Annotated in this window: 22 protein-coding genes; 10 read left to right on the top strand and 12 right to left on the bottom strand. The window is 34.3% G+C overall.

Going from position 1 to position 26,994, the window contains the following annotated elements:
* Window positions 1-72 precede the first annotated feature (72 nt).
* The 3 genes from tig (at window position 73) to clpX (ending at window position 3,454) form a co-directional block, all read left to right on the top strand.
* Window positions 73-1,392, top strand: coding sequence for a trigger factor (tig, locus tag G3A46_RS03575; RefSeq protein WP_165146295.1), 1,320 nt, complete (start codon window positions 73-75; stop codon window positions 1,390-1,392).
* 130 nt (window positions 1,393-1,522) lie between these two features.
* Window positions 1,523-2,197 carry an ATP-dependent Clp endopeptidase proteolytic subunit ClpP gene (gene clpP, locus G3A46_RS03580; protein WP_165146298.1) on the top strand — a complete coding sequence of 225 codons (675 nt, stop codon included), beginning with the start codon at window positions 1,523-1,525 and terminating at the stop codon, window positions 2,195-2,197.
* Window positions 2,198-2,221: 24 nt separating this feature from the next.
* Window positions 2,222-3,454 (top strand): ATP-dependent Clp protease ATP-binding subunit ClpX, encoded by a 1,233-nt coding sequence (clpX, locus tag G3A46_RS03585; RefSeq protein ID WP_165146301.1) that lies wholly within the window; start codon window positions 2,222-2,224, stop codon window positions 3,452-3,454.
* A gap of 73 nt (window positions 3,455-3,527) precedes the next feature.
* On the opposite strand, the gene G3A46_RS03590 is transcribed toward clpX, so the two are convergent.
* The gene (locus G3A46_RS03590) at window positions 3,528-5,042 is read right to left on the bottom strand and encodes a GH3 auxin-responsive promoter family protein (protein WP_165146304.1); all 1,515 of its coding nucleotides are present in this window, start codon (window positions 5,040-5,042) and stop codon (window positions 3,528-3,530) included.
* A gap of 122 nt (window positions 5,043-5,164) precedes the next feature.
* On the opposite strand from G3A46_RS03590, the gene G3A46_RS03595 reads away from it, so the two are divergent.
* Window positions 5,165-5,959 (top strand): DUF2797 domain-containing protein, encoded by a 795-nt coding sequence (locus tag G3A46_RS03595; protein WP_165146307.1) that lies wholly within the window; start codon window positions 5,165-5,167, stop codon window positions 5,957-5,959.
* Between the two features lie 39 nt (window positions 5,960-5,998).
* Here the strand turns inward: G3A46_RS03595 and G3A46_RS03600 are convergent, their stop codons facing one another.
* Window positions 5,999-8,668 carry an AsmA-like C-terminal region-containing protein gene (locus G3A46_RS03600; protein WP_165146310.1) on the bottom strand — a complete coding sequence of 890 codons (2,670 nt, stop codon included), beginning with the start codon at window positions 8,666-8,668 and terminating at the stop codon, window positions 5,999-6,001.
* Between the two features lie 141 nt (window positions 8,669-8,809).
* On the opposite strand from G3A46_RS03600, the gene folK reads away from it, so the two are divergent.
* From folK to G3A46_RS03630, 6 genes are all read left to right on the top strand, one after another.
* Window positions 8,810-9,946, top strand: coding sequence for a 2-amino-4-hydroxy-6-hydroxymethyldihydropteridine diphosphokinase (gene folK, locus G3A46_RS03605; RefSeq protein ID WP_277875374.1), 1,137 nt, complete (start codon window positions 8,810-8,812; stop codon window positions 9,944-9,946).
* 97 nt (window positions 9,947-10,043) lie between these two features.
* The gene (locus tag G3A46_RS03610; protein ID WP_139855517.1) at window positions 10,044-10,979 is read left to right on the top strand and encodes a pseudouridine synthase; all 936 of its coding nucleotides are present in this window, start codon (window positions 10,044-10,046) and stop codon (window positions 10,977-10,979) included.
* 294 nt (window positions 10,980-11,273) lie between these two features.
* A complete protein-coding gene (locus G3A46_RS03615; RefSeq protein WP_165146313.1) occupies window positions 11,274-12,671 on the top strand; it encodes an arginine decarboxylase in 1,398 nt (465 codons plus the stop codon).
* The gene (speB, locus tag G3A46_RS03620) at window positions 12,661-13,614 is read left to right on the top strand and encodes an agmatinase (protein ID WP_165146316.1); all 954 of its coding nucleotides are present in this window, start codon (window positions 12,661-12,663) and stop codon (window positions 13,612-13,614) included. Before G3A46_RS03615 ends, speB begins: the two co-directional genes overlap by 11 nt.
* Window positions 13,604-14,581: a deoxyhypusine synthase family protein gene (locus G3A46_RS03625; protein ID WP_165146319.1), complete on the top strand. Its 978-nt coding sequence runs from the start codon at window positions 13,604-13,606 to the stop codon at window positions 14,579-14,581. Before speB ends, G3A46_RS03625 begins: the two co-directional genes overlap by 11 nt.
* 157 nt (window positions 14,582-14,738) lie before the next feature.
* Window positions 14,739-16,277, top strand: coding sequence for a bifunctional GNAT family N-acetyltransferase/carbon-nitrogen hydrolase family protein (locus G3A46_RS03630; protein WP_165146322.1), 1,539 nt, complete (start codon window positions 14,739-14,741; stop codon window positions 16,275-16,277).
* Window positions 16,278-16,306: 29 nt separating this feature from the next.
* Here G3A46_RS03630 and G3A46_RS03635 read toward each other — a convergent pair whose 3' ends face one another.
* From G3A46_RS03635 to miaB, 10 genes are all read right to left on the bottom strand, one after another.
* The gene (locus G3A46_RS03635; RefSeq protein WP_165146325.1) at window positions 16,307-16,759 is read right to left on the bottom strand and encodes an RES family NAD+ phosphorylase; all 453 of its coding nucleotides are present in this window, start codon (window positions 16,757-16,759) and stop codon (window positions 16,307-16,309) included.
* Between the two features lie 2 nt (window positions 16,760-16,761).
* Entirely contained in the window at window positions 16,762-17,229 is a 468-nt protein-coding gene (locus G3A46_RS03640) for an antitoxin Xre/MbcA/ParS toxin-binding domain-containing protein (RefSeq protein ID WP_165146328.1), read from the bottom strand.
* 345 nt (window positions 17,230-17,574) lie between these two features.
* A complete protein-coding gene (locus G3A46_RS03645) occupies window positions 17,575-18,957 on the bottom strand; it encodes a mannosyltransferase (RefSeq protein WP_165146331.1) in 1,383 nt (460 codons plus the stop codon).
* Window positions 18,958-19,166: 209 nt separating this feature from the next.
* Window positions 19,167-20,804 (bottom strand): chaperonin GroEL, encoded by a 1,638-nt coding sequence (groL, locus tag G3A46_RS03650; RefSeq protein ID WP_165146334.1) that lies wholly within the window; start codon window positions 20,802-20,804, stop codon window positions 19,167-19,169.
* A 138-nt stretch (window positions 20,805-20,942) separates the two neighbouring features.
* Window positions 20,943-21,218: a co-chaperone GroES gene (locus G3A46_RS03655; protein ID WP_139855508.1), complete on the bottom strand. Its 276-nt coding sequence runs from the start codon at window positions 21,216-21,218 to the stop codon at window positions 20,943-20,945.
* 832 nt (window positions 21,219-22,050) lie between these two features.
* Window positions 22,051-22,374: a preprotein translocase subunit SecG gene (gene secG, locus G3A46_RS03660; RefSeq protein WP_139855506.1), complete on the bottom strand. Its 324-nt coding sequence runs from the start codon at window positions 22,372-22,374 to the stop codon at window positions 22,051-22,053.
* A 2-nt stretch (window positions 22,375-22,376) separates the two neighbouring features.
* Window positions 22,377-23,339 carry a hypothetical protein gene (locus tag G3A46_RS03665; RefSeq protein WP_165146337.1) on the bottom strand — a complete coding sequence of 321 codons (963 nt, stop codon included), beginning with the start codon at window positions 23,337-23,339 and terminating at the stop codon, window positions 22,377-22,379.
* 10 nt (window positions 23,340-23,349) lie between these two features.
* Window positions 23,350-23,862, bottom strand: coding sequence for an LptE family protein (locus G3A46_RS03670; protein ID WP_139855504.1), 513 nt, complete (start codon window positions 23,860-23,862; stop codon window positions 23,350-23,352).
* 33 nt (window positions 23,863-23,895) lie between these two features.
* On the bottom strand, window positions 23,896-25,179 hold the full coding sequence (locus G3A46_RS03675) for a sigma-54 dependent transcriptional regulator (RefSeq protein WP_165146340.1): 1,284 nt from the start codon (window positions 25,177-25,179) through the stop codon (window positions 23,896-23,898).
* Between the two features lie 338 nt (window positions 25,180-25,517).
* On the bottom strand, window positions 25,518-26,957 hold the full coding sequence (miaB, locus tag G3A46_RS03680) for a tRNA (N6-isopentenyl adenosine(37)-C2)-methylthiotransferase MiaB (RefSeq protein WP_165146343.1): 1,440 nt from the start codon (window positions 26,955-26,957) through the stop codon (window positions 25,518-25,520).
* Window positions 26,958-26,994: the final 37 nt, after the last annotated feature.

Below are 26,994 nucleotides of genomic sequence, written 5' to 3' on the forward strand. Positions count from 1 at the left end.
AACAATTTGTAAATGTTTGTTGAGTTTTGTAAAAAGCCGTACTTTTGCATCCCGAATTTCAGAAGAGAAAAGATGAACATTACAAAAAAAGACATTGATAAGCTGAATGCTGTTCTTACAGTAGAGGTTTCGAAAGAAGACTATTCAGACAACGTAGAAAAGGTTTTAAAAAACTACAGAAAAACCGCTAACATACCTGGCTTTAGAAAAGGTCATATCCCAATGGGAATGGTTAAAAAGCAATATGGTAAAGCTGTCTTGGTTGAAGAAGTGAATAAAGTTTTACAAGATGCACTTCAAAAATACCTTACAGAGGAAAAATTGGATGTGTTAGGTAACCCACTTCCTAAGAATGAATCAGAAATCGATTGGGATGCTGAAGACTATAAGTTTGAGTTTGAATTAGGTCTTGCTCCACAATTTGATGTTGATGTAAAAGGAAAAGAAATAGTTCATTACAAAATTGTTGCGGACGATAAGATGCTTGATAATCAAGTAAAAACTATCCGCAAACAATACGGAAAACTAATATCTAAAAATGAAGTAGAAAAAGGTGATGAAATCACTGGGACATTTACTTCAACTGAAAAAGAAATTGAGAAAAAATCTACTTTTTCAACAGAAGATATTAAAGGTAAAAAACAATTAGATGCTCTTATTGGTGCAAAAGTTGGCGATACCGTTACATTAAAAACTAAAGGTATGTTTGCTGATGACCACGATAACCAAAAGCATTTGGGTGTTGATCACGATGACGCTCATGGTTTAGATATCGAAGTTTCTTTAAAAATTGAAGAAGTAAATCAGCGTGAAATGGCTGAATTGAACCAAGAACTTTTCGACAAGCTTTTTGGTGAAGGTAAAGTTACTTCAGAAGATGAATTAAAGGCGAAGATTAAAGAAGACGCTGAAGGGCAGTTTGCACAACAAAGCGATCAAAAGCTTTTAAATGATGTTGTAGAATCTTTAATTGAAAACACAAAGTTTGATCTTCCAAAAGAGTTTTTACAGCGCTGGATTGCAATGACTGGTGAGAAAAGACTTTCTGAAGAAGAAGCAAAAGCTGAATACGAAAGAAGCGAAAAAGGACTTCGTTATCAGTTAATTGAAGGTAAACTTCGTGCTGAAAACAACTTGCAAGTAACTTTTGATGAGTTGAAAGACCATTCAAAAAATATGATTAAAGCTCAAATGGCTCAGTTCGGACAAACAAACCCAACTGACGAAGAAGTTGAGTCTATTACTGCACGTATTCTTTCTAATAGAGAAGAGGTTGAGCGTTTAAGTGAACAATTAAACACAGCCAAATTGTTAGACTTCTTTAAGGAGAATGCAAAATTAAAAGTTAAAGAGATTACCTTCGATAAATTCATTAAGGAAGCCTACGCTTAATTTAGCGAAGAAATAGTTATCTTTAGGCGTTGAATTATTATAATTTAACGCCTTTTTAATTCCTATTAAGACGGGAATCCAAATATGCTCTTTAAGTTGAATTTCTTACCTAAATAAAGAATTAACATTTATGAATTACAGTGACGAATTTAGAAAGTTTGCTATAAAAGATCAGGGTATTAGTAATATGTACTACGACAGGATTGTAAGTAGTATGTATCCAACAAACTTGACACCAAATATTATTGAAGAACGCCAAATGAATGCTGTGGCAATGGACGTTTTTTCACGTTTAATGATGGACCGTATTATTTTTCTAGGTACCGGAATTAACGACCAAGTTGCAAATATTGTACAGGCTCAGTTATTGTTTCTTGCTAGTACAGATGCTTCTCGCGATATTCAAATTTATATAAACTCTCCAGGAGGAAGTGTTTATGCGGGACTTGGAATTTATGATACTATGCAATTTATTAAACCAGATGTAGCTACTATTTGCACAGGAATGGCAGCTTCTATGGCAGCAGTACTTTTATGTGCTGGTGAAAAAGGAAAGCGTAGTGGTTTAACGCATTCACGAGTTATGATTCACCAACCTCTAGGTGGTGCTCAAGGTCAAGCAAGTGATATCGAAATTACGGCTCGCGAAATTGTGACTCTTAAAGAGGAACTTTATAAAATTATAGCAAAGCACTCTGGTCAAACTTACGAGAGAGTTTACGAAGATAGTGATCGTGATTACTGGATGAAAGCAGATAAAGCTGTTGAATACGGTATGATTGATGAAATATTGACAAGAGAATAAGTAAAGATTTTTGAAAAAAATATTATGTCGAAAGAAGATTTAGAATGTTCTTTTTGCGGCCGTAAAAAGTCGGAAACCAAACTGCTAATTGCAGGATTGGATGCCCACATTTGCGACCGTTGTATAGAGCAAGCGCACGGGATTGTTGTTGAGGAGGCTTTGCATTCTGATAACTCAGAATTGTCTAAAGACCTTATGCTGAAAAAGCCAAAGCTCATTAAAGCATTCTTAGATGAGTATGTGATTGGACAAGATTTCACAAAGAAAGTTATGTCTGTAGCGGTTTATAACCACTACAAACGTTTACTTCAGCCAAAGAGCGATGACGATATCGAAATTCAAAAGAGTAATATCGTTATTGTAGGGCAAACAGGAACTGGTAAAACATTAATTGCAAAAACAATTGCAAAAATGTTGAACGTTCCATTAGCCATTGTGGATGCTACGGTTTTAACTGAAGCAGGTTATGTAGGTGAAGATGTTGAAGGTATTTTAACACGTTTGCTTCAAGCTGCAGATTACAACCTAGAGAAAGCTGAAAAAGGTATCGTTTTTATTGATGAAATCGATAAAATTGCACGTAAGAGCGATAACCCTTCGATTACTCGTGATGTAAGTGGTGAAGGTGTTCAACAAGCTCTACTAAAGCTCTTGGAAGGTACTACAGTTAATGTTCCGCCCAAAGGTGGAAGAAAGCACCCAGATCAAAAGTTTATTGAAGTAAACACTGAAAATATTCTCTTTATAGCTGGAGGAGCTTTTGATGGAATTGAACGTCATATTTCCAAAAGATTGAATATGCAGGCCGTTGGTTTTACTGCAACTTTAAAGGAAACTCAAATTGAAAAGGACAATATGCTTCGCTATATTATCCCTAAAGATTTGAAAGATTTTGGGTTGATTCCAGAAATTATTGGTCGTCTTCCTGTTTTAACATATATGAATCCATTAGATAAAGAAACGCTTCGTGCAATTCTTACGGAACCGAAAAACGCTATTATAAAGCAGTACAAAAAACTGTTTGAAATGGACGGAATAGATTTCGAAATTACTGAAGAAGCACTAGACTTTATCGTGGAACAAGCAATTGAATATAAGCTTGGAGCTAGAGGACTACGTTCACTTTGTGAAGCAGTTCTTACCGATGCAATGTATGAAATGCCAGGTACTGATGAAAAATTAGTGAAAGTAACTAGAGATTATGCCGATGAAAAACTTAATAAGTCAACACTTAAGAAGTTGAAGGCAGTTTCATAGAGAATTATAATTTACTTAAAAAAGCCTCAGGATATCCTGAGGCTTTTTTTGTTAGCTTAAAATGAAGAAGTTTTTACTTATTAAGTGCTAATAATTCTTCTAGCATATTTCTAGTATTTGATAGTCGAGGGACTTTATGCTGTCCTCCAAGTTTGTTTTTGTCTTTCAGCCAATCATAAAATAAATTTTCCCTTCCGTAATGAATTTTTGGAGGGTTTAAGGTTGTGTTGTTATAGCGTTTTGCTTCATAATCACTATTTACTTCTTGTAAAGCTGTGTCTAGAAGTTTTGTAAAAACTTCTAAGTCGTGAGGAGGTGATTTAAACTCAATAATCCATTCGTGAGCACCCTTTTCTTTACCATCCATAAAAACTGGCGCTGCGGTATAATCAACAATTTCAGCGTTTGTAAGTTGAGAAGCCTTGCGTAATGCAGTTTCGGCGTTTTCGATAATCAACTCTTCCCCAAAGGCATTAATATGGTGTTTGGTGCGGCCTGTTACTTTTATTCTATAAGGTTCTGTTGAAGTAAAGCGAACAGTGTCACCTATTTTATATCGCCAAAGCCCAGAGTTGGTTGTAATTATTACAGCATAATTTTTCCCTTCTTCAACTTCACTTAATGGAATAACTTTTTCATCACTAGTCCCATAATTATCCATAGGAATGAATTCATAGAAAATTCCGTAATCGAGCATTAGCAATAACTCTTTGCTGTCGTTTCTATCTTGAATGGCGAAAAAACCTTCTGAAGCGTTATAGATTTCGTAATATCTAAAATCACTTTTAGGTAGTAACTTATTGTATTGATCTACGTAAGGATCGAAGTTTACTCCACCGTGAAAATACACTTCTAAATTAGGCCAAACCTCGAATAAGTTTCCTTTGCCTGTTGTTTCTATTACGTTATTTAATAATACCAACATCCAAGAGGGTACACCTGCGAGACTTGTAACATTTTCTTTTATAGTTTCATTTACAATGGCCTGCATTTTAGTTTCCCAGTCGCCCATAAGCGAAACCTCATTACTCGGAGTACTGCTGAACTCTGCCCAAAATGGCATATTATCTATAAGTATCGCAGATAAATCACCAAACACAGTTCCGTTTTCTTCATAAAGCTGTTTACTTCCACCAAGGCGTAAACTTTTCCCTAGGAATAACTGAGCGTTCGGATTATTGTTGAGGTACATACACAACAAATCCTTGCTGGCTGCATAATGGCAGTCTTCAAGCGAATCGTGGGTAACGGGAATAAATTTACTTTTTGCATTGGTAGTACCACTAGATTTTGCGAACCATTTAATTGGAGTAGGCCAAAATATATTGCTTTCGCCTTTTCGAGCACGCTCAATTCTCGCTTCATTTTCTTCGTAGGTAGTTATGGGAATTCTATCTGCAAATTCTCGATAGGTTTTAATAGAAGCAAAACCATATTCTTGTCCAATTTCAGTATTTTTCGCTTTGTAAAGTAAATTGAAAAGCAATTCTTCTTGAACCTCAATAGGATATTTTAGAAATAGATCTATCTGATGAAACCTCTTTTTAAGAAACCAAGAAGCAATGGAGTTTACAATCGGGATTGGCATAATTTTCTGCTATCTTTATGCTATAAAAATAATGATTTTATAATTATGAGTTTCCTTTTTTAGAAGAGATGTTTTTTAAGTCTTTTGCAAGGAGAATTTTCAACCTAAATACTATAAAATAAATGAATTACGAAGGAGTACTTACAAAAATGCAAACTGAAATCGGAACGCCAATTCAGTATTACCTCATTTTTAAAAACGACTTTATAAATGTGAATCAATTATTGGACAAGAAGATTTCGATCAATTTCCTCTACCATCAATGTTTAAATTGTGAACTTCAAAAGAAAATTTACCGTCAAGGATTTTGTTATGATTGCTTTTTTGAAATACCCCAAGCTGCCGATTGGATCATTAATCCAGAGAAAAGTACAGCGCATTTAGGAATTGAAGATCGTGACCTTGATTATGAGAAAAAAGTGCAACTTCAACCTCATATTGTTTATTTGGCAAACAGTAGTAGCGTTAAAGTAGGAGTTACCCGTAAAACACAAGTGCCAACACGTTGGATAGATCAAGGAGCACACGAAGCCATTGAAATTGTAGAAGTGCCAAACAGATATTTAGCTGGAATTACCGAGATTGCTTTAAAAGATCACGTAAGCGATAAAACCAATTGGCGTAATATGCTGAAAAACGATATTAAAGATGAAGATTTAGTAGAATGGCGTGAGAAGTTAAAACAATATATTCCTGCTGAAGCAATGGATTATTACCTTGAAAACAATTCTGAAACCAATTTACAATTTCCAGTTCTTAAATATCCAGAAAAACCAAAATCGCTTAACCTTGACAAAACTCCATTCTACGAAGGAACCTTAAAAGGCATAAAAGGGCAATACCTCATATTTGAAGATAATACCGTTTTTAATGTTCGTAGTAACGAAGGATATGTGGTTTCAATAACTGTAAATTAGTTAACCAAACCAAGAGATGCTTTTAGCTGCGATTTTATATTAATTCCCAGCTTTAGTTGTGTCTTGTTTCTTTTTCTTACCGCCTAAAATTCCACCCAAAATATCTTTGATAACCTTGGTGTTTTGTTGTTGGGTATTTTGCTGCTGTGTATTCTGTTGAATCGTATCTTGTTTTTGGGTATTTGTATTTGTTGAAGTAGAATCAGTTTTGGTTCCACCTCCAAGAATACCACTAAGAATATCTGTTCCTTGGTTGATAAGTTTATCCTTTTGCTTCGCTATAAGTTCTTGAGTAAGCTTATTGATAGCGTTTTCAGCATTTAATGAAACTTGCGGGTTATTAAATGTTCCTTTTAAACCTATAGGAAGCGCAACACTCATTTGGTTTGCTTCTTTTGGATCTAGTTTTTGAAGGAGTTTGGTGATTTCACCACCTAAATATTTAGCAGGTACATCCATGGTTACATTGTAGTCTATTGATTTATCTAAGCCGTGAGTTCCTGAAACAGCCACATCAATTCCTTTAATGTCGAAGTTAAACGGCTTAATTACAATATCTCCATCTTTAAAAACTAAATTGGTTGTTAGATTCTGTAGGTTTAATTTGTCAAGGTTTAAAAAAGCAATTTTATCGCTAAGCGCTGATAACAGCGGTGTGTTTTCGGAATTAACTTCTGCCGTTAATACTTGAGCTAATGCAGTTCCGCCAAGACTAGAAAGTATAGGAGAAAGATCAGAGGTTAACTTACCATTAAATTCAAATTTGGTGTTTAGAGTTCCTTGTAATGCTTTTGCTATTGGCATTAGATATTGAAACATTTCGAGTTTTTCAAATGATTCCTCTATATCAATTTTACTCAGATCCAGTTTCATAGCGAAGGTTGGAACGTCAGTTTTGGTAGAGACATTACCATCAAGAGCAATATTTCCACCGAAAATATCAGAAGTGAAATTGCTAATTGCAATTGCTTCATTCTTAATAGAGGCTACACCTTTAGCGTTTTTAAGTTCTAAGTTATCGTATATAACTTTATTAGCTTTAAAGTTTAAAGTTGCATCAAGAAATCCTGGGATTTTAATGGCTTCTTCATTTGTGACTTTCTTAGATGTTTCTCCTTTTTTACCAGATTTTGATTCTGTGAATGACGTTTCAGCAACCATAAAGTCATTCACGTTAAAAGTGTTTGATGTAACGTCAAAGTTTCCTTTTAACTCTTGGTTGCTCACTAAAAATGGAATTAAGTTTTTAATATTTCCAGATGCTTTAATATCTGTCTGTCCTGAGGTTGCATTTAGTTCTTTTAAAGTGAAAACTCCAGGTTGTAAGGTAAGCTTAGCATCCGAAATTTTTAAGTCTTTTTTAAATCCAGCATCATAATTAAAATTAGATAGGCTAGCATTTCCACGAGCGTCTATTTTTTGGTATTGCTCTTTTTCAACAGATTCCATATCAAAATTTGCAACAACATCGGCTTTAAAAATTCCGCTGAGGTTTTGTTCTATTTCTACAGGTAAAACCTTTTCTATGTTTGCCAAGTTCAGCGTTCCTTGCATTTCTAAATTAACGAATGGATTTTCGGTCATATTTTTAATACTTCCATTCATTCTAAAAGGTTCGCCATCGATTTTAAAAGTTAGATTTGGAATGTTTAAAAAAGTATCTTTTAGTAGGCCAGTCTCGTTTTTTAACTGTACATCAATTGTAATGTTTTCAACCGTTTTAGGTAATTCGGAATATTTAAATGATGCGTTTTCACTTGCTATTTTTATATCCATTGTAGGAATGTGAATGCTGTCTACAATGCCTTTTATCACTCCATTTACAGTGAAGTTTCCTGTTGTTTTTACATCGCTTATTTGCTTCACATAAGTTTCAGGAATTACCGCTAAGAAGTTTTTAAAATCGGATGATGGTGTTTTAAAAGTAATATCAACTTCGTTGTTGTCTTCATTTAGTTTTACATAACCTTCAAATGTTAGCGGTAGCTCGTTGATTTTGGCTTCGTTTTCTAAAAAAGTGTATTTCTGATTTACTAGATCTAAGTTGAAAATAGCATCAAGTGAAATTCTATTATTGGACAAATACTCAGTATCTTCCATCTTAAAAGAAGCCATGGCTTCTGTATAGGTGTATAGTTGTCCAACTTCTACAGAAAGATCACCACTACCTTCATGTTGAATGTTTGATAGAGTTAAATAAATTTTTGAGGATTCATCAAAGTAATTAATCCGTGAGTTTTCTATTTCATATTTATCCAACTCAAAAGTAAATCCGCTACTTGTTTCTTCTTCATTAAGTATTGGTGCATCGTCTTTGATAGCAATATCATAATTGGTGTTCCCTAGGGAGTCAATCTTAATATTTAGAAATGTTCCATCAAGTTTTAAAGCGTCAATCTTGATGTTTTCAGACTTAAAAAGTTGCATAATGCCCATATCTAGTGATAAGCTTTTACCGCTAGCCAGAGTGTCTCCTTCAAAAGGCGCTCTGTTAACAACTGAAAAGTTTTTCACTATTAGAGAAGCATCTGGAAAGCTACTAAATAGGCTTAAATCGAGTTCTTCCCAGCTTACGTTTGCGTTTATATTTTGGTCGATGTTGTTCTTTAGTATCTTTTCAAGACTTCCTTTAAAAATAAAAGGCGCGGCAATCAGTAAGATTAAAATTAAACCTAAAATGATTCCAAAAATTTTGAGTGCTTTCTTCATAAGAAAATTGAAAAATTTATTTTTTTATAATTCCTTTTAAAACAACTTATTAAAAAGTGCTATTAAGGAAAAATTATATCTGCGCGCAAATTTACTTGGTAGTCTTTTTCTTTTCCTTAATTTCGTCTTAAATGTTAACACTTGAAATCACTTCAACCCTCGCATAACGTCTTTTTATCTCTCGGCAGTAATATGGGTAACCGTTTTGAATATCTTCAAAATGCTGTTGACCTTATTTTTGAAGAAATTGGATCTGTAATAAAAATTTCTTCAGTTTACGAAACCCCCGCAATGGGTTTTGATGGCGATCCATTTTTAAACTGTGCAATTTGGATAAATACAAACCAGAAACCGCAAAAAGTTCTTAAGTCTGTATTAGACATTGAAAAGAAAATTGGAAGGATAAGAAATAATTCAGAAGGGTATAGTTCCCGTCCTATTGATATTGATGTTGTCTTAATAGACGACATGATTATTGAAACTGAAAAACTTACCGTGCCTCATTCCGAAATGGAAAAACGCAAGTTTGTTCTACAGCCATTAAATGATTTAAACTCTGAATTAATTCATCCTATTTCTAAAAAAAATATAGGAGAAATATTAACTGAAACTGAAGATTATAGCGAGCTGCACAAACAATCGAAATGGCTTGTGAATCCTATGAGTAATTATAATATTTCAAAATACAGTTATATTACAATTGAAGGGAATATTGGAGCAGGAAAAACAAGTTTAGCTACTAAAATAGCCGATGACTTTAACGCTAAGTTGATTTTAGAACGATTTAAAGACAATCCTTTTCTTCCGAAATTTTATGAAGATGCTGCTCGTTATGCGTTTCCATTAGAGATGTCTTTTTTGGCAGATAGATACCAACAACTGGTGGATGACATTACTCAATACGATCTTTTTAAAGAATCTGTAATTGCAGATTACGATGTAAACAAATCTTTGATTTTTGCTAGTATTACGTTACCTGAAGAAGAATACACGCTTTATAAAAAGCTATTTCACGTAATGCATAAAGAGGTGCCAAAACCAGATGTATATGTTTATCTATATCAAAATACAGAGCGGTTATTAGAAAATATTAAAAAAAGAGGTAGAAAATATGAGCAAAGTATCAAGGCTTCATATCTTCAGAAGTTGAATGAAAGTTACTTAGAGTTTATAAAAAATCAACATTCCGAAAATATTAAGATAATTGATATCTCTGAGATGGATTTTGTGAAAAATAGAGCAGACTATTTAAACGTTTTAAAACAAATAATTAACTAAAATCCAGCATCTGTGGGGTTTTATTATATGAGATTTAAGTATAAAATGAAAATGCTTCTGCCTACTTAAATTCATTACCTTTGCAAAAATTTATAATATGAGCAGACAAGACAATACGAATAGAGGAAAAGCTTCAGGGCGTGGTGGTAACAACCAACGTAATAGAAGTAATGCAAGAGGTAATGCTCCCTTAAAAACTGAAGCTCCATCAAAAAAGACGGGACGTCAGCAAGACCCAGTTTCAAAACCAAAATTAAAATTCGATAAAAGCGGAAAAGAAATTGGTAGAAGAGAAGTGGCACCAAAACAAGTTAAGAAAAGCAATCCAGAAGATGGAATTCGCTTAAATAAATACATTGCAAATAGTGGAGTTTGCTCTAGAAGAGAAGCAGATACATTTATTGCAACCGGTTTAGTGACTGTAAATGGTAAGATTATTAATGAAATGGGTTACAAGGTTCAATTAAATGATGATGTTCGTTTTGATGGACGTCGTTTAAACCCTGAACCTAATACCTATATTTTACTAAACAAGCCTAAAGGTTTTGCTACAACAGATAGCAATGCAAAAGGTATGACAGTAATGGACCTTGTGGCTAATGCTACCACTGCAAAAATAAAACCATTTGGTCGATTAGGAAGAAATGCAACTGGATTGTTACTTTTTACTAATGACGAAGAGTTTGTGCAGAAATTCTCGAAAAAAGGAATTTCGAGATTGTTTCACATAGCATTAGACAAAAACTTAAAAGCTGAACATCTTAAAAAAATTAAAGATGGTTTGACTATTGAAGGGAAAGAAATTGCCGTTGAAGAAATTAGCTATGTAGATAATTCACCTAAGAGTGAAGTTGGCTTAAAAATCAAACATACTGGAAATAGCGTAATCAGAACAATTTTTGAACACTTAGGTTACGATGTAATGCGTGTAGACTGTGTTACTTTGGGGCCTCTTACTAAGAAAGATTTACCACGTGGACGTTGGAGAACACTTACTAGTAAAGAGCTGAATATGTTTAGTATGGCTAACTAAAGTGAATTTTTTGCCAATTTTAAAAAATATTGATTTTTTTTCGCACATTTGTATTTCAAACACGAATGATATTATCTTTAATGGTTGGCTTTTGAAGTTTTCAAAAGCAGATATCCTAAATGAACAATATACTCATACCTCCTAAAACTGCTTATCTGCAGGTTAAAGGCAAGGTCCTTACTTTAAAGCATTTGCCTATTCGTATATAATTTACAAGTTAATTTTTTGTTATATCTAATCTTTTAAGAGGATTAGTCTATAGAGATTTTTAATTTACACTTTGAAAACAAAAAAATGAATACTAAATATATAGATTTAATAAATCAAACTTATTATTTTCCTCAGGAAGAATTTCGCTTAGGAGAAAACGGAATTGAATTTCACGGCGTAGATATGATGGAGTTGGTGCAAAAGTATGGTGCACCACTTAAATTTACATACCTGCCCAAAATTTCGGAAAATATAAATTTGGCGAAGAAATGGTTTAATACAGCCATTGAAAAGCATAATTACAAAGGTAATTACAATTATTGCTACTGTACTAAAAGCTCACACTTTAAACATGTTTTAGATGAAGCGCTAAAGAATGATATTCACATCGAAACATCATCAGCTTTTGATATAAACATTGTTGAGAGTCTTAAAAAAACAGGAAAACTTACAGATAAAACCTATGTAATTTGCAACGGTTTTAAACGCGAGAAGTATATTGATAATATAGCGCGACTTATTAACGAAGGTCACGAAAACTGTATTCCAATTATCGATAATTATGAAGAGATTGATTTGCTTTCAGATAGCATAAACGATCACTTTCAGGTGGGAATTAGAATTGCTTCAGAAGAAGAACCAAAATTCGAGTTTTACACTTCTCGTTTAGGTATTGGATATAAAAACATCATCCCTTTTTACGAAAACCAAATTAAAAACAATGATAAGGTGGATCTGAAAATGCTTCACTTCTTCATTAATACGGGTATTCGTGATACAGCCTACTACTGGAACGAATTGGTAAAGTGTTTAAAGGTTTATGTACGTCTTAAAAAAATGTGTCCTTCACTTGATAGTTTAAACATTGGAGGCGGGTTCCCTATAAAAAACTCTTTACACTTTGAGTACGATTATCAATATATGGTTGATGAGATTATCAATCAGATAAGCATTACATGCGCTGAAGCAGATGTGCCAGTTCCTAATATTTTCACCGAATTCGGAAGCTTTACAGTTGGTGAAAGTGGAGGTGCTGTTTATGAAATTCTGTACCAGAAGCAACAAAACGACCGTGAGAAGTGGAATATGATAAACTCTTCATTTATTACTACATTGCCTGATACTTGGGCTATTAGTAAGAAGTTTATTATGCTACCTTTAAATCGTTGGAACGATGAGTATGAAAGAGTGCTTTTAGGTGGGTTGACTTGCGATAGTGATGACTATTACAACAGTGAGCAGAATATGGCAGCAATTTATTTGCCGAAATTTAAAAAAGAAAAACCGTTGTATATCGGTTTCTTTAATACAGGAGCATATCAAGAAACTATCGGTGGATTTGGTGGACTTCAACATTGCTTGATTCCTCAGCCAAAACATATTTTAATTGATAGAGACGAAAATAATAATATTACAACTAAACTTTTTTCAGAACAACAAACAAGCGAGCAATTGCTAAACATTTTAGGTTATGAGCACTAAAACGTACGCAGGTATCCCGCAACAATATGCGGCACTTGAAACATCAAAAATTGTATTAATTCCAGTTCCTTACGATGGAACTAGTACTTGGCAAAAAGGTGCGGACAAAGGTCCAGATGCCTTTTTGGATGCTTCAGAAAATATGGAGCTTTACGACATTGAAACCCAATCGGAGGTTTACAAACAGGGCGTTTATTTAGCTGATGCAATAACCGAAAACTCTTCTCCGGAAGCTATGGTTGATGCAGTGCATAAAACCACAAAAGATTATATTAAACGCAACAAATTTGTTACTTTATTTGGAGGAGAACACAGTATCTCTATTGGTTCAATCCGAGCATTTAATGAATGTTTTGATAATCTTACGGTGCTTCATATCGATGCGCACGCCGATTTACGTAAAGAGTACGAAGGAACAAAATGCAATCACGCTTGTGCAGTTTACGAAGCAAGTCAAAATACCAATCTAGTTCAGGTAGGTATCCGCAGTATGGATATTGCTGAAACAAGAGTTATGGATGAAGATAAAGTTTTCTTCGCCCACGATATGGTAAAAGACGAATACTGGATAGATAAAGTAATTGAAGCTTTAGGTGAAAACGTTTTTATTACTTTCGATCTTGATGCTTTCGACCCTTCAATTTTACCTTCAACGGGAACTCCAGAACCAGGAGGATTGTTGTGGTATGAAACACTTGATTTCTTAAAACAAGTTTTTGAAGAGAAAAACGTAGTAGGTTTTGACATCGTAGAACTTTGTCCGAAAGAAGATGAAAAATCTTCAGACTTTGTAGCGGCTAAACTTTATTACAAAATGTTATCGTATAAATTCGAAGGAGTAGAAGAAGGCGACGATTACGAAAACAATTTTAATATCTCAATTCCGACTGATTCGGGCAAAAAAGGTAATTCAAAATTTAACACAGAAGAAGATGAGTACTAACAAAGGAGCGATTTCTCAATTTATTGAAAAATATTATTTACACTTCAATTCAGCAGCGCTAGTAGATGCAGCTAAAGGATATGAAGCACAACTAAAGAACGGCTCAAAAATGCTTGTATCTATGGCTGGTGCGATGAGTACAGCCGAAATAGGAAAGATATTTGCTGAAATGATCCGTCAAGATAAAGTTCAAATTATCTCTTGTACAGGTGCAAACCTTGAAGAAGATATAATGAACCTTGTGGCGCATAGCCATTACAAAAGAGTGCCTAATTACCGCGATTTAACACCGCAGGATGAATGGGATTTACTTGAAAAAGGGTTGAACCGAGTAACTGATACTTGTATTCCTGAAGAGGAAGCTTTTAGAAGAATTCAAAAGCATATTGTAAAAATATGGAAAGATGCTGAAGCTAACGGTGAACGCTACCTTCCACACGAATATATGTACAAACTGCTTTTAAGTGGAGTAATGGAAGAATATTACGAAATAGACTTAAAAGATTCTTGGATGTACGCTGCAGCTGAAAAGAACTTGCCAATTATCTGCCCAGGATGGGAAGATAGTACAATGGGAAATATTTTCGCTAGTTATGTATTGAAAGGAGAATTACAAGCTTCTACTATGAAAAGTGGAATTGAGTATATGACTTTCCTTGCAGATTGGTACACTGAAAATTCTAAAAACGGAATAGGTTTCTTCCAAATTGGAGGGGGTATTTCAGGAGATTTCCCAATTTGTGTAGTACCGATGTTATACCAAGATATGGAGCGTACTGACACTCCTTTCTGGAGTTATTTCTGCCAAATAAGTGATTCAACTACAAGTTTTGGTAGTTACTCTGGAGCTGTACCTAACGAAAAAATTACTTGGGGTAAATTAGATATAGATACACCTAAATTTATTATTGAGAGTGACGCTACTATTGTTGCTCCTTTAGTTTTTGCGTATATCTTAGATATGTAAAAAGTAACGTTCATTAAATACTTTAATGCATTCAAAGAACAATCCGCAGTTTACAGTTCCCAATTAAAAATTGGGAATTGGCTGCGGTTTTTGCTCTCTAACATTTATATTATATACCCTAATTGAAATTGCTTTAATAGAAGTAACCACATAAACCATGGAACCAAAAAAGATTGAAAATATCGAGCTTAAGTTTTTAACCTTAAAAGACTACGAAGCACTAAAAAAGGCAACTATTCAGTCTTATGGAGGAATGCCTAATAGCTATTGGAAAATCAACGAAATAGGTAACCTAATAGATGTTTTTCCAGAAGGTCAAGTATTAATTATGGCTGATGGCCAAATTGCTGGTTGTGCGCTTTCTATTATTGTAGATTTTGATAAACTAGGGGAGAAGCATACGTATAAAGATGTAACTGGTGATCCAACTTTTAAAATACACGATCCCGAAGGTGATGTGCTTTATGGGATTGATGTTTTTATCCGTCCCGATTTTCGTGGACTACGTCTCGGAAGAAGATTGTATGATTACCGAAAAGAACTTTGTGAAAACTTAGAGTTAAAGAGCATTGTGTTTGGAGGAAGAATGCCAAATTATCACCTACATGCCGATAAGCTTTCACCAAAACAATACATCGAAAAAGTTAAACGCAAGCAAATTGACGATCCAGTTTTAAACTTTCAGATTTCTAATGACTTTCACCCTGTTCGTGTTTTAAAAGGGTATCTAGAAGGTGATAAAGCTTCTGGTGAATTTGCCGTTTTAATGGAATGGGATAATATTTATTACACCAAACCTGAAAAAAAACCAACACCTACAGCTATAAAAAGTGTTGTACGTCTTGGTCTTATTCAGTGGCAAATGCGAAGCTATTCCGGAATGGAGGAATTGATGCATCAAGCTGAATATTTTATAGATAGTGTTGCAGGATATCGTTGCGACTTTGCAATGTTTCCAGAATTCTTCAATGCTCCGCTTATGGCAGAATACAACCATTTAAGCGAACCTGATGCAATTCGAGAATTAGCAAAATACACTAAAGAAATAACCGAAAAGCTTTCGCAACTTTCAATTTCCTATAACATAAATATTATTACGGGAAGCATGCCCGAAATAGTTCGCGGTAAGTTATACAACGTAGGATATTTATGTCGTCGTGATGGAAGTGTAGAACGTTTTGAGAAAATTCACGTTACACCTGATGAAGAACGTGTATGGGGAATGTCTAATGGAAATTCCTTAAAAACGTTTGATACTGATTGTGGAAAAATAGGGGTGCTTATCTGCTACGATTCTGAATTCCCTGAGCTTTCGCGATTACTTTCGGATGAAGGGATGGACATTCTTTTTGTTCCTTTCCTAACCGATACTCAAAATGGATATTCACGTGTTAGATTATGTGCCCAAGCTAGAGCTATTGAGAACGAATGTTACGTGGCTATAGCAGGAAGTGTGGGTAACCTTCCAAAAGTGCATAATATGGACATACAGTACGCTCAAAGTGCTGTATTCACTCCTTGTGACTTCGCCTTCCCAAGTAATGGAATTAAAGCTGAAGCAACACCAAATACCGAAATGATATTGGTTGCCGATGTAGATATTGATTTACTTCGTGAGCTTCATACTTTTGGAGCGGTTAGAAATTTAAAAGATAGACGAAAAGATTTCTACAGATTAGAGCGTGTAAAAAAGTAAACACATGTTTTCTGTATTAGTCAAGGCAATTACTTTTTCTTTATTCGTAAATCAAAGACAAAGTCCTTTATTTCAACTAGTTTGAAACTCAAATTAGCTACTTGAGGATTTATTATATAATTAAATTCTTCAGGAATTATAATGGACGGAATTTTTAAGATAGGCTTGTTGCTCTTTAAGAATTGTGTCCCATAATCCTTAGTTGATTTTGGTGCAGGAGTTTCTCTCCAGTTTCCTGGTAAATCCTCTTGTTTAAATGAATAAACTTGGCTTTCGTCTATTTCAAAAACACATAAACTAAGGGCACGAGGAATAAAGTCTATGTTTATGTTAACAGCATACTCCAAAACAGACAAAGCGCGACTTTCTGCAGTATAGATACAAGCGGAATCAATATGATTCCATCTTCCGCCATAGAGTTTTGCTCCTGTACCGCTTAAATCTTCGGCATATTTTGTTTTTGTTATTCTATAAACCTTCATAATTATGAAAATACGCCGTGAGCAATACGGCCGATCAGGTTTCGAACTTCCTCACGACCAAATTGATTGTCCATAAGCTCAAAAGGTTTTGATCCTGCAAGGGCTTGATTTGAAGAAAACATCCATTGATTGAAATTGTCTTTGTCTTCAAACACCTCGTAGCCAAATGAATAGATTTCTGCCACAGCAATAATTCGCTCGCTAATATGATCGCTAAACTTTTGATCGCCTTTCTTATTGATAAGAGTGGAGCGCGTTACGGATAATGCTTGGGCTAAAGCATCGTAATCTAAAGAAGTTTCTTCTTTGAGCTTGGTTAAATAGGTTTTGGTAACCCCATCACGAACTATCTGCATTTTCTGAAAGGAAGTCATATCAACTAAGGGAATAGCTAGGTTCCCATCGTAAAAATAAGTAGGGGCTTCCTTGACGTAGTTTGTCTTATCTGGGGTTTTATATTGCTTTTTCATAACAGTATGAATTTACATTAAACTAAGTATAAATTTATACTTTTTTATTCGGTTTTCCAACTTTTTAACTATTTCTTTTTCAGATAATTATATAAAAACATTAGTGTGAAATTAAAATATAGAAAATTCTGTTTAGCCAAGAATAAGAAGTGCTTATAACATTTTCAATATGTAAGACCTTGTTATTATGCTATTCTTTGAGGTTTAAAAACTCGAAACCAAGCTTCAGTATTCTAATCTAACTATCAAACTATTGAGAAACAAAACTTATGTCTATTAGCGATTTTTGAATCTTAGTCTAATAGAATTGATATGAAAAGAGTAATTTTTAGATTAATTTTTCGCTCAGCAGTTCAGGAGTTTTTCCTTTCCCCTATACTTTTTGAAACGGGTAAATTCCCATGCAGCAACTCCAATAACTGTAAAATATTCTAAAGCTACCAACCATAAGTTTTCATCAAATCCTTCTTTTTCATACGCTGAATAACTTAGGATAACCACAAAACTCCATACAATAGGAAATTTATAATTCGTAAAAACCGAAAGAATAAGTGGAGTAGCAATATACCACGGATGTACGGTTGTAGATAATAGGAAGTAAAAAGATACCGCGAGTAGCATTGACGTAATTAACTGTTGAGGTGTGCTATACTCTTTAAAGAATAAAAGTCCTAGGATAAAAAGGATAACTATCATTGGCAGTATTTTTCCAACAGTTCCAATAATATTCCAACCTACAACTTGAAATCCAATCCATCGAATTATGTAATAAACGCTCGCATTAAACTCAAAGTTTTGAAACCAAAGTCCGATGGTAGCTGCGAAGTTTTGAATGAACTCTGAGGAGAGAAAAGGTAGAAAAGTTATTAAAATCGTTACTCCTATTATGCTATAAAACTTTAAAAGAGATGTCAGGTTGAGTGCAGTCGAAACCTCTTTGTTTGAAAACCATCTAAAAAACAAAGGCAAAAACAATAACGGCAGCAATTTCACCGAAACAGAAAGACCGATTAAAACCGCCGCCCAAAACCACTTTCTCTTGAATAGTAAATATAAGGCCCACACAAAAAAGAAAAGCATCACTCCTTCAAAATGTAGATTTCCTGTAAGTTCAATAATTATAAAAGGGCTCAAGAAATACCAGAAAATATTTTTCGCAGGAAGGTTTAATTGCTCTAACACCTTTTTTCCGAAGTAGAGAATACCTACATCTGCCAAAATAATCACCATTCGAAGAACAATAACCGACCCTAAAATACTCTTCCCAGCAAACAGTGCAGCAATTGCGAAGAACAACTGATTAACTGGAGGGTAATTACTGAAATGGCTTGCATTAAGCGCACCCATTCCTTCAATTAACTCCTGAGATTGTGCTATTGTTACGGCAAATGCAGATGATGTGGCGGGTGTAAATAAATACGGACTAAACCCTTGAATTAACAATCTGCCATCCCATAAAAAGCGAAAAAAGTCTTGCGAAAGATTCGGAATCGCAACAATAAAAGCTAATCGAAAAATAATTCCAATACTCGCTAAAACCCAAAAACGCAATTGATGTTGTGAGAGATATTTTTCTATAAATAGATAAGAAGTGATAAACAGCGCAGAATAAAAACAAATGAGTTTTACGAACTCACTGCGCTCCAAATTATATGCAAAGCCTAAGTAAAGTATAGCCGATACTAAAGCAACGAGAATTGGGTTTTTATAAGTTTTAATGAAATTCAAATCGTTTGTAAGTCGATTTATGGTTCTAACTAATTTTCATCTTTAGGATACCCAAATGTAACTATATGTTTAAAATTAAAATGATTTTAATTTTAATTGCCTCATACGAGTTTGCTTTTTCCCATTTTGAAAATTTATAAAACAAAAAAACCTAACAGATCTCAAAGACCTGTTAGGTTTAATAATATGTTGGGTGATGATTTTTATAATTACATCATACCTGGCATTCCGCCACCCATGCCTCCTGGCATTCCGCCACCAGCATTTTCTTCTTTAATATCTACCAAAGCACATTCAGTAGTTAGGATCATTCCGGCAACAGAAGCAGCGTTTTCAAGTGCTACACGTGTTACTTTCTTAGGGTCGATAATTCCAGCTTTAATCATATCTACATAAGAATCACTCTTAGCATCATAACCGAAGTTTTTCTTACCTTCTAACACTTTGTTGATTACAACTGAACCTTCACCACCTGCGTTTTCAACGATAGTACGTAAAGGAGCTTCGATAGCTCTAGCTACAATATTTACACCAGTTGTTTCGTCAAGTGAATCTGTAGTTATCTTTTTAAGAACCTCTATAGCTCTAACTAAAGCAACACCACCACCAGCAACGATACCTTCTTCTACAGCTGCACGAGTTGCGTGAAGTGCATCATCAACACGATCTTTCTTCTCTTTCATTTCTACTTCAGAAGCAGCACCTACATAAAGAACAGCAACTCCACCAGCTAATTTAGCTAGACGCTCCTGTAATTTTTCTTTATCGTAGTCGCTAGTTGTAGATTCAATCTGTGCTTTAATCTGGTTTACTCGACCTTTAATGTTGTCAGTTTCACCTGCACCATTTACGATAGTTGTATTGTCTTTATCAATAGTTACATTTTCTGCAGAACCAAGCATATCGATAGTTGTGTTTTCTAAAGTGAAACCACGCTCTTCAGAAATTACAGTACCACCAGTTAAGATTGCGATATCTTCTAACATTGCTTTTCTTCTGTCACCAAAACCTGGTGCTTTAACAGCAGCGATTTTTAATGAACCACGAAGTTTATTTACTACCAAAGTAGCTAAAGCTTCTCCATCAACATCTTCAGCAATAATTAAAAGAGATCTCCCTTGCTGTGCCACTGGCTCAAGAACTGGAAGTAAATCTTTCATTGAAGAGATTTTCTTATCGTAAAGTAAAATCATTGGATTCTCCAATTCTGTTTGCATTTTTTCAGTATCTGTTACGAAGTATGGAGAAAGGTATCCACGGTCAAACTGCATTCCTTCAACTACATCAACATAAGTCTCAGTACCTTTTGCTTCTTCTACAGTGATAACACCTTCTTTCCCAACTTTTCCGAATGCCTTAGCAATTAAATCACCAATAACATCGTCGTTGTTTGCTGAAATAGAAGCTACTTGCTTTATCATTTCAGATGAATTACCAACTTTAGTAGTTTGCTTTTCAAGGTTTGCAACAATAGCTTCAACAGCTTTATCGATTCCGCGCTTTAAATCCATTGGGTTAGCACCAGCAGCTACGTTTTTAAGCCCTTCTTTAACGATTGCTTGAGCAAGAACAGTAGCAGTAGTTGTACCGTCACCAGCAAGATCGTTGGTTTTAGAAGCAACTTCTTTTACCATTTGCGCGCCCATATTTTCAAGAGCGTCTTCTAATTCTACTTCTTTTGCAACAGTAACACCATCTTTAGTTACTTGTGGAGCACCAAAGGATTTGCTAATAATTACGTTACGACCTTTTGGTCCTAATGTTACTTTTACTGCGTTTGCCAATGCATCAACTCCGCGTTTAATAGCGTCGCGAGCTTCAATATCAAATTTTATATCTTTTGCCATAAATTTTTTATTTTGTGATTTCCTTAAAATCAGGAATCGTCAGGTTAAATTTTTTAAATTCTAAATTTCAAGCTCCAAATTCAAAATAGATACTTTGGAACTTGGGATTTTTTTATTGGAATTTGTGAGTTATCATCGTTAGATAATAGCGAGTATATCGTCCTCGCGCATAATCATATAATCTTTGCCATCAAATTTTAATTCACTTCCGGCATATTTTCCGTAAAGAACAGTATCACCAACTTTAACTGTCATTTTGTGATCTTCTTTTCCTTTACCAACAGCTACTACTTTTCCTTGTTGCGGTTTTTCTTTTGCTGAATCTGGAATGTAAAGTCCAGATGCGGTTTTAGTTTCTGCTTCTTCTGGCTGAACCAATACACGGTCTGCAAGTGGTTGAATTTTTAATGCCATTTTTTATTATTTTTTATAGTTGTTAAACTTATGTTTTTATGTTGTGATTCCTTATTGGCAGAAACTATGCCACTGCCTATAAACTGACATATTATAAAACAAAAATGCCAGCTTGTCAGAAGCTGGCATTTTTGGTAATTTGAGATGCGTGTTTTTTATTGAGAACAATTCCCATCGCGTAAATCTTGCCGCGTAGGATTGTATAAATTATTGACGATTACGAAATATGGAACGTTGTATGGTGAGCCAATATCACCTTCTTGGAGTCCTCCTTCTGTTTGTATTAAAGACGTTAGACCACAATAATCTGATAGTTTAGAATTTTCTCCAATATATAATTGATTTCCAACTAAAGTTAAATTGCTTAAACCATTAATAGATTGTAGCTCTTTGTGATTTTCAATGATCAAACGTCCTTGAATAGTTTTTAGATTTTGAAAAATGTCTAGACCTTCTCAGTTCCAATTGTACCGAAAATCTAGGTCTCCTCCAATAGTTTCAAGGTTATTGAATGCTTCTATGCTGTTTATAAGGATGTTGCTTCCGAACAAAAGATTTTTCCCTACCTGGGTTAATGATTCAAAGCCCTGTACTTTTACAAGCTTATTACTCGACATAATGAATAAATCTTCGCCAATATAAGTTTTCGCACGTTCTTTTTAAACCCGTTCCGTCTCCTTAACAGGAAAGGAGTAAGACGCTAGATATTACCAGTAGAATGATGTTTCTAGCTTCCATAGTGGTTTTCTTTACTAATAAAGATACGACCATTCTAATAAAAAAATGCCACCTCTTTATGAGATGGCATTTTACGATATATATTTAACAAAAATTATTCTGTTGTAGTTGGTGCAGGTACTTCTGTAGTTGGAACTGCTGGAAGAGCACTTTCATCAAAAGTTTTTGATTGCATAGTGTTGCTACCCATAATAAAGATGTTCGAAAATAAAATCAAGGCCAACATAATTGTTGCAAGCGTCCAAGTACTTTTATCTAAAAAGTCACTTGTTTTCTGTACACCACCAATTTGTGCGCCACCGCCACCTCCAAATGAAGATGAAAGTCCGCCACCTTTTGGGTTTTGTACCATTATAACTACGACCAACAAAAAGGCCACTATCATTATTAAAATTAGGAATATTGTAAACGTGCTCATGATTATTCTGTATTAGTCAATTTTTCTATCGCTCGAATTTGGTCTGCAAAGAAACCACTTTTTTCGGGATTTTTCAAAATTAATATTTTATATGCTTGAATTGCCTTTTTATAGTTCTTTTGTTGTAAATAAACTTTAGCCAAAGTTTCGGTCATTAAAGAATCTGAACTCTGTGTGAAATCTGTAATAAATGCTTTATTGCTTGGGTTTTCAGAATTACTTGCTCCGGAAAGTGAAGTTTTTTCTGATTCCGCCGAAGGAATTATTTTTGGTCGTTCCTGAATAAATTTATCAATAAGTTGAAATTTTCGTTCCTTTTCTTCCTGATTTATAGTTTCTTCATTGTTTGATTCTGTTAAAGAATCAGCTTCTTTCGGGTTTTTAGAATCTATTTCTGAAGGAGCCTCTTTTCGCTCAATAGGCTTTGCTTTTGTCAACTTTAGCCATTCGGAAAAAGAATGAGTGTCACTTTTTGTAAATTCTAAAGGCTTATCGGTTTGTAATACTTCTTCAGGACTTTCTTCCTTTTCTTTACTTTTTTCAATTACGTCTTGAGCTTTTCTTTGGAATAATTCTGGGTTTAGAATATCCTCAGCTTTTTTAATTTCAGCTTTTAAAAGACGTTCGTTTTCTTCTTTAACTTCATCGTTGATGTTTTCTGAAACAACTTTTATTTCGTTTACAGAATCATCGTGCTGAAGAATAGTTTGTGAAATTTCATTTTGAATAAATTTCTCTGAAGTTATATATTCAAAAAGAATATCTCTATCGGTAGTATGTGCAGCAGTTAACTTTAAAGCATCATTGTAAAGAAAGCTGTCTTGGTTTTTTAAACCTTTTAATTGTAAAGCACGAGCACTTTGAAAATAAGGATATTTTCTAATTAATAAATCTAAAGCAGCAAGATCCTCAGAAGTTAAATTCTGTGGATTTGCAAGTAGATATGTATAGTTCGAAATATTCAAAATTTTAGGTTTACCAATTTGCGAGCGACTTATTAAATATATCTTGTGTTATTCTTTCAAAAATTATATCGATGGCAGCATCTAATTTTGATCCTGTTAATTGTGTCTGACCGTCATAATCATAGTAGAAACTAAAAGATTGTTCAAAATCTTTTAAAGGTTCCTTTGTGTTGTAAAATCTCACACTCACCGAAATAGTCAATCTGTTTTGCGCAGCTGTACTATTTGATGTTGCCGTAATAGGTGAGATGTAATATTGTGTGATTTCACCTTCATACACTAAATCCCCATTGTTATTTACAAGGTCTAAACTGGTCTGATTTAATAATAAATCTTGTAATTTTTGTGTGAAATCACGGTTTATTCCTGGCTCTACAATAGGTGCATTATTTTGAAAATAACTTACTTGAACTGTTTTTGTAGTGTTATAGTTTATATCGGCACCTGTAAATGAATAAGGACCACAACTTTGTAGCGAAATAGCCACAACTAAAAAAACTAAAACTGAAAATATTCTTGACATCTAAATTAAAATAATGTTTCTACCAACGACCAATTATAAATTATACTGTTTAATCTTTCGATAAAGTGTTCTTTCGGAAATTCCTAACTCTTCCGCAGCGTCTTTTCGTTTTCCACCATACTTCTCGAGTGATTTTTTAATAAGTTCTAATTCCTTTTGCTGAAGTGATAAGTTTTCCTCCTCCTCAATATCTTCGGCATACTCGTATTTATCCTTTTTTTCTGGTTCTGAAGCGTGTTCAGGAATGCTAAATACTTCAACATTGGCTTCCGTAGCGATATTCTCTTCTTCAATAATAGAAGCTAACTCTTCTTCAGCTTCCGTTTCGTCTGAGTATATTTTGTTGATTAAGGAAGATTGCTCTTCCTTAACTTTGGCAGCGTTTCCGCTTTTCATTAATTCCAAAGTTAGTTTTTTAAGATCATTTACATCGCGTTTCATATCAAAAAGCACTTTGTAAAGTATTTCGCGCTCACTACTGAAATCGCTTTCAGATTTTTTAGCATTAACTATTGCAGGAAGATTACTTCCCATATCTGGTAAATAATGCTTTAAAGTTTCATAGGAAATTTCTCGATTCTGCTCTAAAACTGAAATCTGCTCAGCAACATTTCGAAGTTGACGAATATTTCCACTCCATCGATATTTCAATAACAAGTCGATTGAGTTATCATCTAGACGAATTGTAGGCATCTTGTATTTCTGAGCAAAATCTGAAGCAAATTTTCTAAATAACAAATGTATGTCTTGCTTGCGTTCGCGAAGTGGAGGTAAGTTTATTTCAACTGTACTTAATCGATAGTAAAGATCTTCACGGAACTTTCCTTTTTCAATGGCTTCAATCATCTTCACATTAGTAGCGGCAACAATACGAACATCGGTTTTTTGCGTAGATGAAGATCCAACTTTTAAAAACTCTCCGTTTTCCAACACTCTTAAAAGTCGTACTTGCGTTGGTAATGGAAGTTCTCCAACTTCATCAAGAAAGATAGTCCCGCCATCGGCTACTTCAAAATATCCACTTCTAGTTGTAGTCGCTCCCGTAAATGCACCTTTTTCGTGACCAAAAAGTTCACTGTCTATGGTGCCTTCAGGGATTGCGCCACAGTTTACTGCAATATATTTTCCGTGCTTTCTGTGAGAAAGTGAATGTATAATTTTTGGGATACTTTCTTTTCCAACCCCACTTTCACCAGTAACCAACACCGAAATATCTGTTGGAGCTACTTGAATGGCTTTTTCAACAGCCCTGTTTAGTTTAGGGTCGTTGCCTATTATTCCGAATCGTTGTTTTGTTGCTTGTATACTGCTTTCCATATTAATTTTATGTCATTCAACTTTGCCTGTTATGAGGCCTTATAGCCTCAAAATATTCCTTAGCAGTATTCTATTTTATATTTAATTATACTCGTAAGTTTATTCTTCACTAAGAAAACTGCTCTTTTTAACTACGGCGCTTATTAGATATGCTATGAAAAAAGTCTTCAGAAAAATTTTCTGCTATCGTCATTATGTAACTTGTTAGCATCAATACTAAGACTTAAATCTATATCTTTATTCAGCTCTTTAGACTGTGATTTATTGTTATTAGATTTTGCTAACAATAATAAAATTACAGTAAAATGAACTAAAATACGTTTTTTGATTTATTAGCTCTAAGCAAGTCCTATAGCTTCGCCAATAAGTGTTGCAGTAGTACAATCGGTTACTTTAACCTTTACAAAGTCTCCAGGTTTATAATTTTCCTTAGGGAAAACTGCAACATTATTATGTTCAGTTCTTCCGCTCCATTCATCTACATTTTTTTTCGATTCTTTTTCAATTAAAACTGTTACCGTTTTACCTAAAAAGGATTCTGTGCGAAAAGCGCTATGTTTTTGTTGGAGATTTACTACTTCTGTCAATCTTCTACTCTTTATTTCTTCAGGAACGTCATCTTCCAATTTACGAGCTGCTAATGTTCCAGGTCTTTCTGAATATTTATACATATAACCAAAGCCGTACTTAACGTATTCCATTAAGCTTAAAGTATCTTGATAATCTTCTTCAGTTTCAGTTGGAAACCCAATAATCATATCCTGAGAAATGATACAATCTGGAATAATTTCCCAGATTTTGTCAATTAGTTTCATGTACTCTTCACGAGTGTGTTGACGATTCATTTCTTTTAGAATTCTCGTGCTTCCACTTTGTACTGGAAGGTGAATATGGTTACAGATATTATTGTGTTTTGCTACAACGTGTAGTACATCTTCACCCATATCCTGCGGATTACTTGTTGAGAAACGAATTCTCATTTTAGGTTGCGCAGTAGCAACTAAATCTAATAGTTGAGCAAAATCTGTAGCAGTGGCTTTTTGCATCTCTGATGCATTTTTGAAGTCTTTCTTCAGACCGCCACCATACCATAAATAACTATCTACGTTTTGACCTAGAAGGGTTATTTCTTTATATCCCTTTTCGGCTAGATCATTAATTTCATTTAGAATACTGTGAGGATCACGACTGCGTTCACGTCCGCGTGTAAATGGCACTACACAAAAAGTACACATATTATCGCAACCACGAGTAATACTTACAAATGCGGTAATTCCATTTCCTCCTAAACGTACAGGGGAGATATCGCCATAGGTTTCTTCTTTTGAAAGAATAACGTTTACAGCTTCTCGTCCTTCTTCTACTTCTTGTAAAAGGTTTGGAATGTCTTTGTATGCATCTGGACCAACAACAAGATCAACAATTTTTTCTTCTTCAAGAAGTTTTTCCTTCAAACGCTCGGCCATACAACCTAGCACACCAACTTTCATTTTCGGATTACTACTGCGTTTTACTGCATTGTATTTTTCTAATCGCTTACGGATAGTTTGCTCTGCTTTGTCGCGAATTGAACAGGTGTTTACTAAGACCAAATCTGCTTCTTCCATCAAATTTGTTGTGTTGTACCCCTGATCAGCAAGAATAGATGCTACAATTTCACTATCGCTAAAATTCATAGCGCAGCCGTAACTTTCTAAATATAATTTTTTAGAATTCTCCTTTTTTGCTTCTAAAATTAAGGTGTTCCCTTGTGCTTTTTCGTCTATTGTCTTTTCCATAAAAAATCAAACTTCAATACAAAACAGTCCGTAATGT

This window comes from Aequorivita sp. KMM 9714, from assembly GCF_011065475.1.
In the GTDB taxonomy this organism is placed as follows: Bacteria; Bacteroidota; Bacteroidia; order Flavobacteriales; family Flavobacteriaceae; genus Aequorivita; species Aequorivita sinensis.